Source organism: Mycobacterium sp., assembly GCF_035623875.1.
Taxonomy (GTDB): domain Bacteria; phylum Actinomycetota; class Actinomycetes; order Mycobacteriales; family Mycobacteriaceae; genus Mycobacterium.
On record NZ_DASPSP010000301.1, the window covers coordinates 1 to 16,280 of the forward strand.

13 protein-coding genes and 1 tRNA gene are annotated in these 16,280 nt (G+C 66.6%); 9 read left to right on the forward strand and 5 right to left on the reverse strand.

The genetic code is table 11. From position 1 onward, the window contains the following. Positions 1-1,897: 3'-5' exonuclease (locus VEI45_RS24045; RefSeq protein WP_324857020.1), on the forward strand; the 1,897-nt coding region annotated here is incomplete at its 5' end. Here VEI45_RS24045 and VEI45_RS24050 read toward each other — a convergent pair. Next, positions 1,894-2,289: a hypothetical protein gene (locus VEI45_RS24050; RefSeq protein WP_324857021.1), complete on the reverse strand. Its 396-nt coding sequence runs from the start codon at positions 2,287-2,289 to the stop codon at positions 1,894-1,896. The two genes, VEI45_RS24045 and VEI45_RS24050, sit on opposite strands and share 4 nt — an antisense overlap. Positions 2,290-2,328: 39 nt before the next feature. Between VEI45_RS24050 and VEI45_RS24055 the strand changes: the two genes are divergently transcribed. Continuing rightward, positions 2,329-3,396 carry a potassium channel family protein gene (locus tag VEI45_RS24055; RefSeq protein WP_324857022.1) on the forward strand — a complete coding sequence of 356 codons (1,068 nt, stop codon included), beginning with the start codon at positions 2,329-2,331 and terminating at the stop codon, positions 3,394-3,396. Next, a complete protein-coding gene (gene nudC, locus VEI45_RS24060) occupies positions 3,393-4,328 on the forward strand; it encodes an NAD(+) diphosphatase (RefSeq protein ID WP_324857032.1) in 936 nt (311 codons plus the stop codon). The genes VEI45_RS24055 and nudC overlap by 4 nt, the downstream gene beginning before the upstream one ends. 2 nt (positions 4,329-4,330) lie before the next feature. Here the strand turns inward: nudC and mrx1 are convergent, their stop codons facing one another. Then, a complete protein-coding gene (gene mrx1, locus VEI45_RS24065) occupies positions 4,331-4,594 on the reverse strand; it encodes a mycoredoxin Mrx1 (protein ID WP_324857023.1) in 264 nt (87 codons plus the stop codon). An 87-nt stretch (positions 4,595-4,681) separates the two neighbouring features. Here mrx1 and VEI45_RS24070 point away from each other — a divergent pair, with 87 nt between their 5' ends. Further along, positions 4,682-6,853, forward strand: coding sequence for an ATP-dependent DNA helicase UvrD2 (locus tag VEI45_RS24070; protein WP_324857024.1), 2,172 nt, complete (start codon positions 4,682-4,684; stop codon positions 6,851-6,853). A gap of 441 nt (positions 6,854-7,294) precedes the next feature. Further along, positions 7,295-7,564: a WhiB family transcriptional regulator gene (locus VEI45_RS24075; protein WP_324857025.1), complete on the forward strand. Its 270-nt coding sequence runs from the start codon at positions 7,295-7,297 to the stop codon at positions 7,562-7,564. 1 nt (position 7,565) lies between these two features. Here VEI45_RS24075 and VEI45_RS24080 read toward each other — a convergent pair whose 3' ends face one another. Genes VEI45_RS24080 through VEI45_RS24090 form a run of 3 tightly spaced genes read right to left on the reverse strand, consistent with a single transcriptional unit; the run spans position 7,566 to position 11,274 of the window. Then, positions 7,566-8,909 carry an ABC1 kinase family protein gene (locus VEI45_RS24080; RefSeq protein WP_324857026.1) on the reverse strand — a complete coding sequence of 448 codons (1,344 nt, stop codon included), beginning with the start codon at positions 8,907-8,909 and terminating at the stop codon, positions 7,566-7,568. Between the two features lie 43 nt (positions 8,910-8,952). Next, positions 8,953-9,834: a cyclodehydratase gene (locus VEI45_RS24085; protein ID WP_324857027.1), complete on the reverse strand. Its 882-nt coding sequence runs from the start codon at positions 9,832-9,834 to the stop codon at positions 8,953-8,955. Between the two features lie 36 nt (positions 9,835-9,870). Continuing rightward, entirely contained in the window at positions 9,871-11,274 is a 1,404-nt protein-coding gene (locus tag VEI45_RS24090; protein WP_324857028.1) for a zinc-dependent metalloprotease, read from the reverse strand. 87 nt (positions 11,275-11,361) lie between these two features. On the opposite strand from VEI45_RS24090, the gene VEI45_RS24095 reads away from it, so the two are divergent. The 4 genes from VEI45_RS24095 (at position 11,362) to VEI45_RS24110 (ending at position 16,166) form a co-directional block, all read left to right on the forward strand. Continuing rightward, positions 11,362-12,384 carry a PDZ domain-containing protein gene (locus VEI45_RS24095; protein WP_324857029.1) on the forward strand — a complete coding sequence of 341 codons (1,023 nt, stop codon included), beginning with the start codon at positions 11,362-11,364 and terminating at the stop codon, positions 12,382-12,384. An 85-nt stretch (positions 12,385-12,469) separates the two neighbouring features. Beyond that, a complete protein-coding gene (locus VEI45_RS24100; RefSeq protein ID WP_324857030.1) occupies positions 12,470-15,451 on the forward strand; it encodes a UPF0182 family protein in 2,982 nt (993 codons plus the stop codon). 31 nt (positions 15,452-15,482) lie between these two features. Beyond that, a complete protein-coding gene (locus VEI45_RS24105; RefSeq protein ID WP_324857031.1) occupies positions 15,483-16,019 on the forward strand; it encodes a cupin domain-containing protein in 537 nt (178 codons plus the stop codon). Between the two features lie 73 nt (positions 16,020-16,092). Beyond that, a tRNA-Met gene (locus tag VEI45_RS24110) sits at positions 16,093-16,166 on the forward strand. Positions 16,167-16,280: the final 114 nt, after the last annotated feature.

Here is a 16,280-nt window from a genome sequence, read left to right on the forward strand (position 1 = left end):
GGCGGAGCCGGGCGCAGCGGGTCGCCACGATCAGGCGGGGCCGATCGCAAGCGCGGCGGAGCCGGGCGCAGCGGGTCGCCACGATCAGGCGGGGCCGATCGCAAGCGCGGCGGAGGCGGGCGCAGCGGGTCGCCACCATCAGGCGGTGGCCCTCGACGGCGGGCAGGTGACCCGCACCGGTGAAACGGCCGAGCGGATCGCCGAGGCAGCCGGCCCGGAAGCCGACACCGCGAGCCTGGCCGACGCGATCGCTGACCCGGGCCCGGCAAGCGACTATTCGGCGGCGGGGTATCAGCGCATCATCGCGCTCGCAGAGGAATTGGGCATGCTGCGCGGCCACCTCGGCTATCCACTTCCCGACCTGGTTGCCGAGGTCCGCCGGCTGTTGGGCGTCGACTGTGAGGTCCGGGCGGCGCTGCCCGCCGCCTCGGGTTGGGCGGGCACCGAGCAGCTCGACACCTTCGCCGACGTGGTCAGCAGCTACGCCGAGGCGACGACCGGGGCATCCCTCGACCGTCTGCTCGCTTACCTGGATGCGGCCACAATCGTCGAGAACGGCCTGCAACCGGCCCAAACCGTCGTTGCCCAGAATCGGGTTCAGGTGCTGACCGTGCACGCCGCGAAGGGTTTGGAGTGGCAGGTGGTCGCCGTGCCGCACCTGTCGGCCGGAGTCTTCCCGTCGACCGCTCAGGCTCGCACATGGCTCACCGACGCTGCCGACCTTCCGCCGCTATTGCGCGGCGATCGTGCGTCGGCGGGCGTGCATGGCGTCCCGGTGCTGGACACGTCGGATGTGACCGATCGAAAACAACTGTCGGACAAGATATCCGCGCATCGTCGTCAACTGGAGCAACGTCGCCTGGACGAGGAGCGCAGGCTGCTTTACGTGGCAATCACCCGCGCCGAGGACACCCTGCTGCTGTCCGGCCACCATTGGGGCGCCACCGGAGTCAAACCGCGCGGGCCATCGGACTTCCTGGTCGAACTCAAAGACATCATCGACCGGTCGGCCGAGGCCGGTGAGGCATGCGGGGTGATCGAACAGTGGGCACCAGCACCGGCGGATGGCGACCGCAACCCGTTGCGTAACAGCGTTCATGAGGCGCGGTGGCCGGTCAACCCGCTGGATGGCCGCGGCGCCGACGTGCAGCGCGGGGCGGCGTTGGTAGCCGCGGCTATGTCGGCGGACGCACCGACGCCGACGCCCGACGCCGACACCGAAGGTTGGGCGGCCGACGTCGACGCGCTGCTCAAAGAGCGCGCCCGCGCCGCGCGTCCGCCGGCGCAAACACTGCCCAGCCAACTCTCGGTGAGCAGCCTGGTGGACTTGGCGCGCGAGCCGGAGCACGCCGTGCAGCGGCTAGCGCGTCGGCTACCAGCGCGGCCAGACCCGCATGCGTTGCTGGGCAATGCATTTCACGAATGGGTCGAGCGGTTCTACGGTGCCGAGCGGCTGTTCGACCTCGGCGACCTGCCGGGTGCGGCGGATACCGACACCGCGCAGCGCGACGCCGAGGAGCTGGCCACGTTGCAGGGGGCCTTCCTCGCGTCACCGTGGGCCGCCCGTACGCCGGTCGACGTCGAGGTGCCGTTCGAGATGGCGATCGGCGGGACCGTGGTGCGCGGCCGGATCGACGCGGTGTTCGCTGACCCGGACGGCGGCGCCACGGTGGTGGACTGGAAGACTGGCGAGCCGCCGCATGGTCCGGAGGCCACCCGACAGGCCGCCATCCAGCTCGGCGTCTACCGGCTGGCTTGGGCTGCATTGCACGGGTGTCCGGAATCGTTGGTGCGCACCGCTTTTCATTATGTGCGCACCGGCGTCACCGTCGTCCCGGAGGTGCTGCCGGGTCCGGACGAGCTGGTCGGGCTGCTGGCCGGGGCGGCGCCGGGTTAGGCGTTGCGGCTGACCTTGAGCGCCTCGGTGATCATTGGAATCTGCAATGGCAGCCGGGCCAGAGCGACGATGCGCATCGGCCATGGTTTGTCCCACCACAGCCGGACCATGTTGATGTTCGCCGGGAACACCCCGACAAACAGCGCGGCGGCCGCGAGCGCGGCCAACCGCCGGGTGCGTCGCGCCAGCAGCAAAGCACCGATGGTGACCTCGGCGACGCCAGACACATAGGTGTAGAGCCGCGGACTTCCGGGCAGTTCGGCGGGGATGATCTCGTCGAACGGTTTCGGCGCCAAAAAGTGCACGGTGCCGACGCCGAGCAGCAACGCCGCGATTCGGTATGCGGGCGCCTGGCTGGCGTCCCGTTGAGCTATTGGTGTGATGGCGGTCATGGTTACATTGTGTCGTGCGCCAGGTCGAGCCGATGAACTGTGGCCAGAGTTAGCTGGCGGCGAAGGGGTCTCGACGAGACGCTGACCGCACTGCCCGGCTATGCGCTGGTCGGGGTGCTACGTATCCCGGAGGCCGATGTCGGTCCGGTCCGCGCGATCTGGAAGCGCGTCGCGGTCGCACTGATCGCGTTATTGGTCGCGGTGATCATCGTCTACCTGGGCCGCGACGGATACACCGACGTGCGCGGCGTGCCGCTGTCGTTTATCGACTGTGTGTACTTCGCGACGGTCTCGTTGACGACCGTCGGCTACGGCGACCTCACCCCGTACTCCGAATTCGCTCGCCTGACCAACATCGTGGTCATCACGCCGCTGCGGATCCTGTTTCTTGTTGTGTTGGTCGGCACCACATTGCAAGTGCTCACCGAGCGGTCCCGGCAAGCGTGGAAGATTCAGCGTTGGAGGAGCAGAGTGCACAACCACACCGTCGTCGTCGGCTACGGCACCAAGGGCAAATCTGCCGTCGCAGCGATCCTCGACGACGAATCAGCCAGCCGCGAGGTCGTCGTCGTCGACACCGAACAGGCCGCTCTCGACCACGCTGCCGGCGCCGGCCTGGTCACCGTCCGCGGCGACGGCACCAGATCCGATGTGCTGCGACTGGCCGCCGCCCAGCTTGCGTCGTCGATCGTCGTCGCCACTGGACGCGACGACACCGCGGTGCTGGTCACCCTGACCGCCCGGGAGATCGCGCCCAAAGCCAAGATCGTGGCGTCGATTCGCGAGGCCGAAAATCAGCACCTGGTGCAGCAGTCGGGTGCCAACTCGGTAGTCGTCTCCTCGGAAACCGCGGGTCGGCTGCTCGGCATTGCCACCACAACCCCCAGCGTCGTGGCGATGATCGACGACCTGCTGACGCCGGCCGAAGGACTCGCCATCGCCGAGCGCGATGTCGAGCAGGCCGAAGTCGGCGGTTCGCCGCGGCATCTGTCCGACATCGTGCTCGGTGTGGTTCGCGACGGCCAGTTGCTGCGGGTCGACGCACCCGAGGTCGACGCCATCGAGGCCGGCGACCGGCTGCTCTATGTCCGCAGTGCGGGCAACTGAGGCCGGCCGTGGACTTCAGGTTACGAAGCGTGCCGCTGCTGTCGCGGATCGGTGCCGACCGCGCCGATCAGGTGCGAACCGACGTCGATGCGGCCACCGCGGGCTGGGCGGAAGCGGCCCTGCTGCGGCTGGACTCGCGCAATCAGGTGATGGTCGCCGGTGGCCGGGTGGTGTTGGGCAAGGCGAAGGCGTTGGCCGACAAACCGCCGCCGGATGCGGTGTTCCTGGGTCGCATCGAAGGCGGTCGCGATGTCTGGGCGGTGCGGGGTCCGCTGGAAGCACCCGACGATCCCGACCTGCAGGCCGAGGTGGCCGACCTGCGCCGTGGCGGCCAGCTCTTCGACGACGTCGGCGCGCAGCTGGTGTCATCGGCCGCGGCACTGCTCAACTGGCACGCGAGCGCCCGGTTCAGCTCGGTGGACGGCTCGCCCACCAAACCGATCCGAGCCGGCTGGGCCCGGGTCAACCCGGTCACCGGTCAAGAGGAATTTCCGCGCATCGATCCTGCCGTGATCTGCCTGGTGCACGACGGCGGCGACCGCGCGGTGCTGGCCCGTCAAACGGTGTGGCCGCAGCGGATGTTCTCGCTGCTGGCCGGATTCGTCGAAGCCGGCGAGTCGTTCGAAACGTGTGTGGTGCGAGAGATCCGCGAAGAAATCGGGCTGGCCGTCCGCGATGTGCGCTACCTCGGCAGCCAGCCGTGGCCGTTCCCGCGCTCACTGATGGTCGGCTTCCACGCGATCGGCGATCCCGATCAGGAATTCTCCTTCAACGACGGGGAGATCGCCGAGGCCGCGTGGTTCACCCGCGACGAAGTCCGCGCCGCGCTGGCTCTCGGCGACTGGAGCAGCGCCGCGGAAGCCAAGCTCCTGCTGCCCGGCTCGGTATCGATCGCGCGCGTGATCATCGAATCCTGGGCGGCGCTGGACTGAAGTTATCCGGCCAGCGCAGCGAGCTTCGCCTCGATCTCGTTCGCGGCCGGGTTGGTCAGCGTCGAGCCGTCGGCGAACTTCACCGTCGGAACCGTGTGGTTGCCGCCGTTGACCGAACCGACAAACTCAGCTGCTGCGATGTCCTGTTCGATGTCGACCTCGTCGTAGGTGATGCCAGAGGCCTTCAACGTGGTCTTGAGCCGATGGCAGTAGCCACACCAGGGTGTGGTGTACATGGTCAGCGAAGCACCAGAAGCATTCGTCATAGTCGCTCAAACATAACGTGCGTCCTTGTTATGCCGCGGCGTGGCGCTGCCCGGGGTTTGTCGGCGACCACTGCCAAGATGGACGCCATGCCGGTGATCACAGACCCATTGATTGCCGACCTCGATGATGAACAGCGCGAGGCCGTGCTGGCGCCACGCGGACCGGTTTGCGTGCTGGCCGGGGCGGGAACAGGCAAGACCCGCACCATCACCCACCGCATCGCCCAGCTCGTCGCCACTGGACATGTGGCCGCAGGCCAGGTGTTGGCGGTGACATTCACCCAACGTGCGGCCGGCGAGATGCGGGCCCGGTTGCGGGCATTGGCGGCCGCGGCGCGCACCGGTTCCGGTGTCGGCGCAGTGCAGGCATTGACGTTTCACGCGGCGGCGCACCGGCAGCTGCGGTATTTCTGGCCGCGGGTCGTCGGTGACACCGGCTGGCAACTGCTGGAAAGCAAGTTCGCCGGCGTCGCCCGGGGCGCGAGCAGCGTCCGGTTGCAGCTGAGCACCGACGACGTCCGCGATGTGGCGGGCGAAATCGAGTGGGCCAAGGCGTCGCTGATCTCCCCGGAGCAGTATCCGGACGCGGTGGCTGCCGCCGGCCGCGACATTCCGCTGGACGCCGCAAAGGTCGCGGCGGTTTACGCGGCCTACGAGTCGCTCAAATCGCGCGGCAACGATGGCCAGGGTGTTGCGTTGCTCGACTTCGACGACCTGCTGCTGCACACGGCGGCCGCGATCGAGGACGACGCCGCCATCGCCGAGGAATTCCGGGACCGCTACCGCTGCTTCGTCGTCGACGAGTACCAGGACGTGACACCACTGCAGCAGCGCGTGTTGTCGGCGTGGTTGGGAGACCGGGACGACCTGACCGTCGTCGGCGACGCCAACCAAACCATTTATTCGTTCACCGGGGCCTCACCGCGTTACCTATTGGACTTCTCGCGACGGTTCCCGGAGGCGACCGTCGTGCGCCTCGAACGGGATTACCGGTCGACACCGCAGGTGGTGTCGCTGGCCAACCGGGTAATCGCCGCCGCCCGCGGGCGGGTGGCCGGCAGCAAGCTGCACCTGGTCGGTCAACGTGATCCAGGACCGGTTCCGTCGTTTCGCGAACATCCCGACGAAGTTGCCGAAGCGGCCGCGGTGGCGGCGGCGATCTCGCAGCTCGTCGAATCCGGCACGCCACCCGCCGAGATCGCGGTGCTGTACCGGATCAACGCGCAATCCGAGGTCTACGAAGAGGCCTTGACTGAGGCCGGCGTTCCCTATCAGGTCCGCGGCGGTGAGGGCTTTTTCAGTCGCCAGGAAATCCGCCAGGCCCTGCTGGTCTTACAGCGGGCGGCCAGCCGCGGCGTTGACGGCGAAGGCACGCTGCCCGATGGCGGCGACCCGCTGCGCCCGGCTCCGCCGCGCTTGCGATCGCCGCTGCCCGACGTCGTGCGGGGGCTGCTCGAACCGCTGGGTTTGACCGCCGAACCGCCGACGGGAACCCGGGCCCGGGAGCGCTGGGAGGCGCTTTCGGCGTTGGCCGAGCTGGTTGACGAAGAGGTGGCGCAGCGCCCGCAGCTGGACCTGCCCGGCCTACTGGCCGAGCTGCGGACCCGCGCCGACTCGCGTCATCCTCCGGTGGTGCAGGGCGTCACGTTGGCCTCGCTGCACGCGGCCAAAGGGCTGGAGTGGGATGCAGTGTTCCTGGTCGGGTTGACCGATGGCACGCTACCGATCTCGCATGCATTGGCCCACGGCGCTGAAAGCGAAGCCGTCGAAGAGGAGCGCCGACTGCTCTACGTCGGAATCACCAGGGCCCGAATGCATTTGGCGCTCAGCTGGTCGCTGTCCCGAAATCCGGGCGGGCGGCAGAGCCGCAAGCCGTCCCGGTTCCTCAACGGCCTTGCCCCGCAGACGCAACCCGACTCCGCCCCGAGCCGGCAGCGCCGGAATCGCGGCGCCGCGGCACGCTGCCGGATCTGCAACAACCAGCTGACCACGCCGGCCGCGATCATGCTGCGCCGCTGTGAGACGTGCGCCGCCGATATCGACGACGAGCTGTTGCTACAGCTCAAAGAATGGCGGCTACAGACCGCCAGGGATCTGAAAGTGCCCGCCTACGTCGTCTTCACCGACAACACGCTGATCGCGATCGCCGAGCTGCTGCCCGCCGACGACGCCGCGCTGGTCGCGATCCCCGGCATCGGCGCGCGCAAGCTCGAGCAGTTCGGCCCGGACGTGCTGGAGCTCGTCCGCAGCCGCGGCTAAGCCAGGCGCGGCGGGTCGCCACTAAAATCGCAGGTCAGAAAATCGCTTGCCGATTCAGGCTGCTACGATTTAGCCTCGAACCGCAATTGCCGGGTTTCGCATGCCCGGGGGCAGCTAGCACACAAGAGGAGGGAGCCACGATGATCACCATGAGCGCGTTCGGTGTATGCCCCGTAGTTTCGGCCAGCGACACTGGCTCCCACCATGCTGCCCATGCCGTAGCGGCGGCCGCCTTGGCCGCGGCGCGCAAGCGCCGTAACGCCGCCGCGACCGACGCGTCCGTGGATCGGGGCTCTACCTAGGTAAAGCCCACTATCTCGCCCAATGGCCACGGACCCGAAGTCACAAGGATCCGTGGCCACAGTTTTTGGGACGGCAGCCCATCACCTGGTTCGGATCTCCGCAAGACCGCCGCCAGACCAGGAAGCAGGTGAACTGGACATGTCGACCCCGATAGTTCCCGACGAACAGCAGCCGGAGTTGCCTTGTCACGTCGGCGATCCCGACCTGTGGTTCGCCGACAGCCCGTCCGATCTGGAGCGCGCCAAGGCGTTGTGCGCCGACTGCCCGATTCGAAGCGAGTGCCTGGCCGCGGCACTACGACGCGCAGAACCGTGGGGAGTGTGGGGTGGGGAGATTCTCGACCGTGGCTGCATCGTGAACCGCAAGCGGCCGCGTGGACGCCCTCGCAAAGGCTCGGTCGCCGCTTAGCTCAGACGACGGCCGTGTCGGGTTCGGCGAAGCCGGGAATCAGCTCCTCGGACAACGCCCTGATCGGCACGTGCGCGTCCAATTGGCAAAGAATCGCGGCGACCGACGCGATCACCCGCATCGGGATCGCCAGCTTGGGTGGCAAGTCCATCTGCCGGGCTGTTTTGATCTGCGACACCGACCGGTCGATCTGACCAACCGTCATCCTCTGCAGCCACTTACGCGTGTAGTGGAAGACGTCGACCTCGATGGGTTCGACATACTGGCGCAGCATCTCGTCGATATCGCGCACCGACACCTGCTGGCCTTTCTGAATGAAGCCGACCTTTTCCATCGTCGGCAGCAACAGGTCGTAGTTCTTTTCCTTTGCCAGCCGGATCGTCATTCCGAGCTCGATCGGGAAGCCGCCGGGGAGCGGTGCCACCGCGCCGAAGTCGATCACACCCATCCGGCCGTCCGCCAGCAACATGAAGTTGCCGGGGTGGGCGTCGCCGTGCATCATCTCCAGCCGGCGCGGGGCGTCGAAGGTGAGTTCGAGTAGCCGAGTACCCATCAGGTCGCGCTGTTCGACGGTGCCTTCGCGGATGATCTCCGCCATCGGCGTGCCCTCGATCCACTCTTGGACCACGACTTTGGGAGCGCTGGCTACGATGTGCGGGATCAAGAAATGCGGGTGGCCCTCATACGCCTTGGCGAATGCGCGCTGGTTGTCGGCCTCGAGTCGATAGTCCAATTCCATCTCGGTGCGCTCGATTAGCTCGTCGACGATACCCTGCACGTCGGCGCCCGGAGCGAGCTGTTTGACCACGCTGACCATGCGCTGCATGGTCTTCAGGTCGGCGCGCAGCGCCTCGTCGGCACCCGGGTACTGAATTTTGACGGCGACCTCGCGACCGTCCGACCACACCGCCTCGTGCACCTGCCCGATGCTGGCCGACGCCACCGGTGTGTCGTTGAAGTCGGAGAACCGTTGGCGCCACTTGGTGCCGAGCTGGGCGTCAAGCACCCGGTGCACCTTCGCGGCGGGCAGCGGCGGCGCGTCCTTTTGCAGTTTGGTCAACGCTTCCCGGTACGGTTCGCCGAACTCGTCAGGGATCGCGGCCTCCATCACCGACAGCGCTTGGCCGACCTTCATAGCGCCGCCCTTGAGCTCGCCCAGGACGGTGAACAGCTGGTTGGCTGCCTTCTCCATCAGTTCGGCGTTGACCTCGTCTTTCGACTTACCGGTCAGCCGCTTGCCGAACCCGAGCGCCGCCCGGCCGGCGAAGCCGACCGGAATGCTGGCCAGCTTCGCATTGCGCGCAGCGCTCTTCCGTTTGATCTCTGACACGTAACCATCATCCATTACGGGTTGCCCCTTGCCCGCACCGATCTGGCAACGAGCGCTGTCAGCAGGAACACAGTGGATGTTTGGGCCAGTCCCGCGCCACGATCGAGCCGGCGTACACGTCGAACTCCAGTGTGGCGTTCAATGCCGGCGGCGGCCCGGGATCAGGGCCGGGATCGCGCCCGACCGCCGAGCCTGAGCCGGCACGGACCACGCCGATCACGCGATTGATCTGGCTCAGTGCGAGCGCTGCGGTCGCCAGCAGGGTCGCGCGATCGGCCACGCCGACGGTGTCGCGCAGCTGTGCGGCGACGGCAGGCCACGCCGCGTCTCGATCCCTGCGGTGCAGGTCCGCACACTCCAGGCAGCTGGTGACACCTGGGATGACCAGCGGGCCGACCAGGCCGGTGCCGTCGCGCACCCGGACCGCGAGGTGCGCAACCCGCTGACTGTGCAGGTCGCGGAGCATCCGCGGGTCGGCGACCAGGTTGTCGGACAACACCACCAGGTCGGCTTCGGCGGAAGTCACCGCGGCATGGGGTTGGCTGCTCTGCTTGACCCGGGCACCCGAGCAACGCATCGACTCGATCAGCAGGTCTGACAGCGGGCCGCGCCCGTGCACGCGGATCGACGCCGACCGGACACGACGCTGCCGGCGGCCACGGGTGGCGACCCCGGCGTTCACCAGCTGCGTGACCAGATCGCCCAGCTCATCGGCGGCTACACCGCCCTGCCGGTCGGCTTGACGGTGCAGCTCGCTTATCGATACCGGTGAATACATCGTCCGCAGCAGCGTGGCCAAGCCCGGGGCATTCAGGCCGCGTGGCGGACGGATCAGCACGGCGCGGCGCGGACTCCAACCCACCTGAACGGCGCCGTCCGGGCGCAGCAACACCGGGAGAGCCGGGTCCAGCGCATACAACGGCAGCGTGGCCTGCGCCATGCTGGCACTGTGCCACGACACGGCGCGACGGCCGGCTCAGTTATCCACAGAGCCAGAGTCGCCATCGGGGCCGGTGTGGCCCGCATCCGTGCCTCGCTCGAACTCGGCGATCGCCTCATCGATACCGCTGGTGTCGCCGCCGATGACGCGATCGATGAACGCGGCCGGGTCGTCGAGATCCTCCGTCTCGGGCAGCAGATCTGGGTGCTGCCAGACCGCATCGCGGGCGTCGACACCGGCGGCCTCGGTCAGCCGCTCCCAGAGCACGGCGGCCTCCCGCAGCTTGCGGGGCCGCAGTTCGAGGCCGACCAGCGTGGCGAAGGTCTGCTCGGCCGGTCCGCCGGTGGCACGACGGCGGCGCAGCGTCTCGCCGAGGGCGGCCGCGCCCGGGATGCGGTCGCCGAGCGCGGCGGTCACCACCGTCTGCACCCAGCCCTCGATCAGTGCGAGCAGAGTCTCGAGCCGTTCCAGTGCCTGGGTCTGCTCCGGCGTGGCCTGGGGCTCGAACACCCCTTGGGTCAGCAGCTGCTCGACGGCGGCCGGATCGTTCAGCGTGGCCGGGTTGAAGTCGCGGGCCAACTCCTCGATGCCCTGCATGTCGATCTTCATGCCCTTGGCGTAGGCCTCGACGGCGCCGAGCAGCTGGCTGGCCAGCCACGGCACGTGACTGAACAACCGGTGGTGGGCGGCCTCGCGAGCCGCCAGGTAGGTGACGATCTCACTGCGGGATTGCTCGAGCCCGGCGGCGAAGGATTCGATGGCGTCCGGCAGCAGTGCGGCAATTCCCTTGGGCCCCAACGGCAAACCGATGTCGGTAGAGGTGAGTACTTCGCGGGACAACCGGGCCAGCGCCTGACCCAGCTGCGAGCCGAACGCCATGCCGCCCATCTGCGACATCATCGATAGCAGCGGACCGGCCATGTTCTTGGCCTCTTCGGGCAGCGCCGCCGCCCACACCGTCGCGATCTGCTGAGCCATCGGATCGCACAGCCGCTTCCAGGTCTCCAGGGTATTGTCCACCCAGTCGTTGGGGGTCCACGCGACCGCCCTGTTGGTGCCCGCCGGCAACGCGGTCACCCCGTCGAGCCAGGTTTCGGCGAGGTGTACGGCGTCGCTGATCGCGTCGTTGGTGGCGGCCGGGATCGGCGCAACGAATCCGATGGAACTCGACGCCAGTTGACGGGCAAGTTCGTAGTTCACCGGCCCGGCGGCCTGGCCGCCGGCCATGGCCGAGCCGGCGCCGCTGAACATCTGCCCGAGACGGGTGAAGATCTGGCCCAGGTCGGCCATGTCGAATTCACCGCCCAGGCCACCGAGACCAAACGGGTCGGCAGATCCCGAACCGGAATCGGGGTCGTTGTCCCGGCGCTTGTCGCGGTCCGGGTCGTCGCCGGCAGAGAACCCGAAAGGCAGGTCAGCCATGCCCCCAACGGTACTCACCAGCGGGGCACGGCGCGCGATGCGCCATCACGCTGTGAGTGAACCGGCCGCCGATCGGGCCTGACCAGTCCGTCTAGTGTTGGCGAGGTGAACAGGCGGATTCTGACGCTGATCGTGGCCCTGGTGCCGATCGTGGTCTTCGGCGTTCTGCTTGCGGTGGTGACGGTGCCGTATGTGTCACTTGGCCCGGGCCCTGCGTTCGACACGCTCGGCGAGGTCGACGGCAAGCAGGTCGTCGACATCAAAGGCACGCAGACGCATCCAACGTCGGGTCGCCTGGATATGACGACGGTGTCTCAGCGTGACGATCTCAGCTTGGCGGAAGCACTCACGCTGTGGCTCTCCGGGGAGGAGCAGCTGATGCCGCGCGACCTGATCTACCCGCCGGGCAAGTCGCGGGAGGAAATCGACAAGGACAACGACGCCGATTTCAAGGCGTCCGAGCACAACGCCGAGTTCGCGGCCCTGGGATACCTGAAGTACCCACAGGCCATCACCGTCGTGGCGGTCAGCGATCCCGGGCCTTCGGTAAGCAAACTGCAGGCCGGTGACGCCGTGCAGGCGGTGAACGGCACGCCGGTCGCCACTGTCGATCAGTTCACGTCGTTGCTGAAGCACACCAAACCCGGCCAGTCGGTCGCGGTCGACTTTCGCCGTAAAAACGCACCCCCCGGGGTCGCTCAGATCACGTTGGGCAGCCATCCAGGTCGCGATTATGGCTTCGCGGGCGTCTCGGTGATGGATGCGCCATGGGCGCCGTTCGTGGTCGATTTCAACCTCGCCAACGTGGGCGGGCCGTCGGCGGGTTTGATGTTCAGCTTGGCGGTCGTCGACAAACTCACCACCGGGAATCTCGCCGGCTCGAAGTTCGTCGCGGGGACCGGAACCATCAAAGTCGACGGCACGGTGGGCCGTATCGGCGGCATCGTGCACAAAATGAGCGCCGCCCGCGCCGCGGGGGCGACGGTGTTTCTGGTCCCGGCCGAAAACTGCTATGAGGCAGCCTCCGGTAAGTTGCCCGGACTGCAATTGGTGAAGGTCGACAACCTCGGTGGAGCGGTGAATGCGCTGCACGCGGTGACCAACGGCGGGCAGCCGCCGAGTTGTTAGCGCATGCGTACAGTTGTGATACGTCTGTGATACGTCGAGGACAAAGCCGACGGCCACTGTTGACATGGAGCAGGGAGCGTAGCTAGTGGGTATGCGGCCCGCCGCGAGAATGCCGAAGCTGACTCGCCGGAGCAGGATTCTCATCACGATCGCCTTGGCGGTGATCCTGCTGCTGCTTGTCGGTCCACGCTTGATCGACGGCTACGTCGACTGGCTCTGGTTCGGCGAGCTGGGCTACCGATCGGTGTTCACCACCGTGCTGGTGACCCGGCTGGTGGTGTTCGTGGTGGTGGGGCTGCTGTTCGGCGGCATCGTGTTCGCCGGCCTGGCGCTGGCCTACCGCACCCGGCCGGTGTTCGTCCCGAGCAACGGCAATGATCCGGTGGCCCGGTATCGCAGCATGGTGATGTCGAGGCTGCGGGTGATCGGAACCGGGATTCCGGTTGCGATCGGCCTGCTCGCCGGGATCGTCGCGCAGACCTACTGGGTGCGCGTTCAGCTGTTCCTGCACAGCGGCGACTTCGGCGTCGACGATCCGCAATTCGGCAAGGACCTCGGCTTCTACGCTTTCGAACTGCCCTTCTACCGGCTTGTCCTCAGCTTTTTCTTCGCTGCGCTGTTTTTGGCGTTCCTGGCGAATCTGCTGGCGCACTACGTGTTCGGTGGTATCCGGCTGTCCGGGCGCACCGGCGCGCTGAGCCGTTCGGCACGCGTCCAGTTGATCAGCCTGATCGGCGCGCTGGTGTTGCTCAAGGCAGTTGCCTACTGGCTGGACCGCTACGAGTTGCTTTCGCACACCCGCGCCGGAAAGCCATTCACTGGGGCCGGGTACACCGATATCAATGCGGTGTTGCCCGCCAAGCTGATTCTTTTGGCGATCGCGTTGATCTGTGCGGTCGCGGTGTTCTCGGCGATCGTGTTGCGGGACTTAAGGATTCCGGCTATCGGCCTGGTGCTACTGTTGCTGTCGTCGCTGATCATTGGCGCCGGTTGGCCGCTGATCGTCGAGCAGATCAGCGTCAGACCCAATGCCGCGCAGAAGGAACGCGAGTACATCAGCCGAAGCATCACCGCGACCCGGCAGGCCTACGGTCTCACCAATGACGTTGTGAGCTACCGCGATTACAGCGGCGACGGACGGGCAACTGCAGAGCAGGTGGCGTCCGACCGTGCCACCACGTCCAACATCCGGCTGCTTGACCCGACGATCGTCAGTCCGGCGTTCACCCAATTCCAGCAGGGCAAGAACTTCTTCTACTTCCCCGACCAGCTGTCCATCGACCGCTATGTCGACCACGACGGTCATCTGCGCGACTACGTCGTTGCCGCCCGCGAACTCAACCCAGACCACCTGATCGACAACCAGCGCGACTGGATCAACCGGCACACCGTCTACACCCACGGCAACGGCTTCATCGCTTCGCCGGCCAATACCGTGCGCGGTATTGCCAACGACCCCAACCAGAACGGCGGATACCCGGAGTTTCTGGCCAACGTGGTTGGCGCCAACGGGGGAGTGGTCTCCGATGGCCCGGCGCCGTTGGACCAGCCGCGGATCTACTTCGGACCGGTCATTTCCAACACGCCCGCCGACTACGCGATCGTCGGAAAAAACGGCGCCGACCGGGAATACGACTACGAGACCAACGCCGAGACCAAGAACTATACCTATACCGGAAGCGGCGGAGTGCCGGTCGGCGGCTGGGTTTCGCGCAGCGTCTTCGCCGCGAAGTTCGCCGAGCGAAACTTCTTGTTCTCCAATGTGATTGGATCTAACAGCAAAATCCTGTTCAACCGCGATCCGGCGCAGCGGGTTGAGGCGGTGGCGCCGTGGCTGACGACAGACAGCGGCCTGTACCCGGCGATCGTCAACAAGCGGCTGGTGTGGGTCATCGACGCCTACACCACGCTGGACAACTACCCGTATTCCGAGCTCACCTCGTTGTCGTCAGCGACCGCCGACTCCACCGAAGTGGCGTTCAACCGACTGGTCCCCGACAAGCAGGTGTCCTACATTCGCAACTCGGTGAAGGCCACCGTCGACGCCTACGACGGGACGGTCACGCTCTATCAACAGGACGAGCGTGACCCGGTACTCAAAGCGTGGATGAGAGTCTTCCCCGGCACCGTCAAGCCCAAGAGCGATATCACCCCCGAATTGGCTGCGCACCTGCGCTATCCCGAGGACCTGTTCAAGGTGCAGCGGATGCTGCTGGCCAAATACCACGTCAACGACCCGGTGACGTTCTTCTCCACGTCGGATTTCTGGGATGTTCCGCTGGACCCGAACCCCACCGCCAGCAGCTACCAGCCGCCGTACTACATCGTCGCGAAAAACATTGCCAAGGATGACGATTCGGCGTCGTTCCAACTGACCACTGCGATGAACAGGTTCAAGCGTGACTACTTGGCCGCCTACATCAGCGCCAGTTCCGATCCAGCGACGTACGGCAAGATCACCGTGCTGACCGTTCCCGGCCAGGTCAACGGGCCGAAACTAGCCAACAATGCGATCACCACCGATACCGCTGTGTCGCAGGACCTCGGCGTGATCGGGCGCGACAACCAGAACCGGATCAAGTGGGGCAATCTGCTCACGTTGCCGGTCGCACACGGCGGGCTGCTGTACGTCGAGCCGGTGTATGCCTCACCCGGTTCCAGCGATGCCGCCTCGTCGTATCCCCGGTTGATTCGGGTGGCGATGATGTACAACGACAAAATCGGGTACGGCCCCACCGTCGGCGACGCACTGACCGGGCTGTTCGGGCCTGGCGCCGGCGCCACCGCGGCCGGGATCGCGCCAACCGAGCCGGGCGCACCCGCCAACCCGCCGCCGGGCGCTGCGCCGCCGGCCGATGGTTCGCCGCCGCCGCCAGCGGCTGCTGCCGTCCCGCCCTCGCCGAACGGGGCCGTCACCTTGTCTCCCGCCAAGGCGGCCGCGCTCAAGGAGGTTGAGTCGGCAATAGGTGCGGCGCGCGACGCCCAGAAGAGCGGCGACTTCGCCGCCTATGGAGCGGCACTGCAGCGGCTGAACGACGCGATCAACAAGTTCGACAGCACCAAGTAATCCCGCTTGCTCCGGGGAGGAGGCAAGGCAGATGACCGACATGGCTCAAATCCCGGTGACGGTCGTGCAGCCCGGCGAAGGGGAGTACGTCGCGCTGCCAGGTTTTGGGGTGGTGTTCAAGTTGTCCAGCCGCGCCAATGGGGGCGAGGTGTCCATCGTCGAGCATCCGTTCGAGGTCGGCTTGCTCACTGCGGCGCACCGGCACACCCGCGAGGACGAGCATTCGATCGTGCTGGCCGGTGAGATCGGTTTCCGCTCGGACGACAGTGAGGTCGTCCTCGGCCCTGGGGGCTATATCACCAAGCCGCGCGGGCAAATGCACGCGATGTGGAACGCCGGCAGTGTGCCTGGCCGCATCGTCGAGATCATCACTCCGGGCGGTTTCGAGAATTACTTCCGGGAGCTGGGTGAGCTGCTCGTCGAACACGCGGATGATCCGGTCGGCAAGGTCATGCACGAGCTGCCTGAGTTCGGCGACCTGGCCGACAAATATGGGCTGACCTACGGAGCTCCGGACTGGATGGACGACATCAGGCAGCGGTACGGGCTGAACCCGCCCTCGCACTGATTTAGGCCGTCAAGCCTGCTGAGCGCGCGATTTGGCGGCCTTGCGGGCGTTCGGTAACCTGGTATTTACCCGTCGCGGGGTGGAGCAGCTCGGTAGCTCGCTGGGCTCATAACCCAGAGGTCGCAGGTTCGAATCCTGTCCCCGCTACTAGCGGAAATGGCCCCCGGAGGACTCTCCGGGGGCCATTTTCATGCCCGATGGGAACACTTTTGGGAACATTAGTGCCGCTAATGATTCCCGTGACTTCTTCTAAAACTGACG

Bases quoted from the DNA above. Each gene is read 5' to 3' on its own strand.
- VEI45_RS24070 (WP_324857024.1), top strand. From the start codon at position 4,682: ATGCCGGTGATCACAGACCCATTGATTGCCGACCTCGATGATGAACAG.
- mrx1 (WP_324857023.1), bottom strand. From the start codon at position 4,594: ATGACGAATGCTTCTGGTGCTTCGCTGACCATGTACACCACACCCTGG.
- VEI45_RS24105 (WP_324857031.1), top strand. From the start codon at position 15,483: ATGACCGACATGGCTCAAATCCCGGTGACGGTCGTGCAGCCCGGCGAA.
- VEI45_RS24075 (WP_324857025.1), top strand. From the start codon at position 7,295: ATGTCGACCCCGATAGTTCCCGACGAACAGCAGCCGGAGTTGCCTTGT.
- VEI45_RS24050 (WP_324857021.1), bottom strand. From the start codon at position 2,289: ATGACCGCCATCACACCAATAGCTCAACGGGACGCCAGCCAGGCGCCC.
- VEI45_RS24085 (WP_324857027.1), bottom strand. From the start codon at position 9,834: ATGGCGCAGGCCACGCTGCCGTTGTATGCGCTGGACCCGGCTCTCCCG.
- VEI45_RS24080 (WP_324857026.1), bottom strand. From the start codon at position 8,909: ATGGATGATGGTTACGTGTCAGAGATCAAACGGAAGAGCGCTGCGCGC.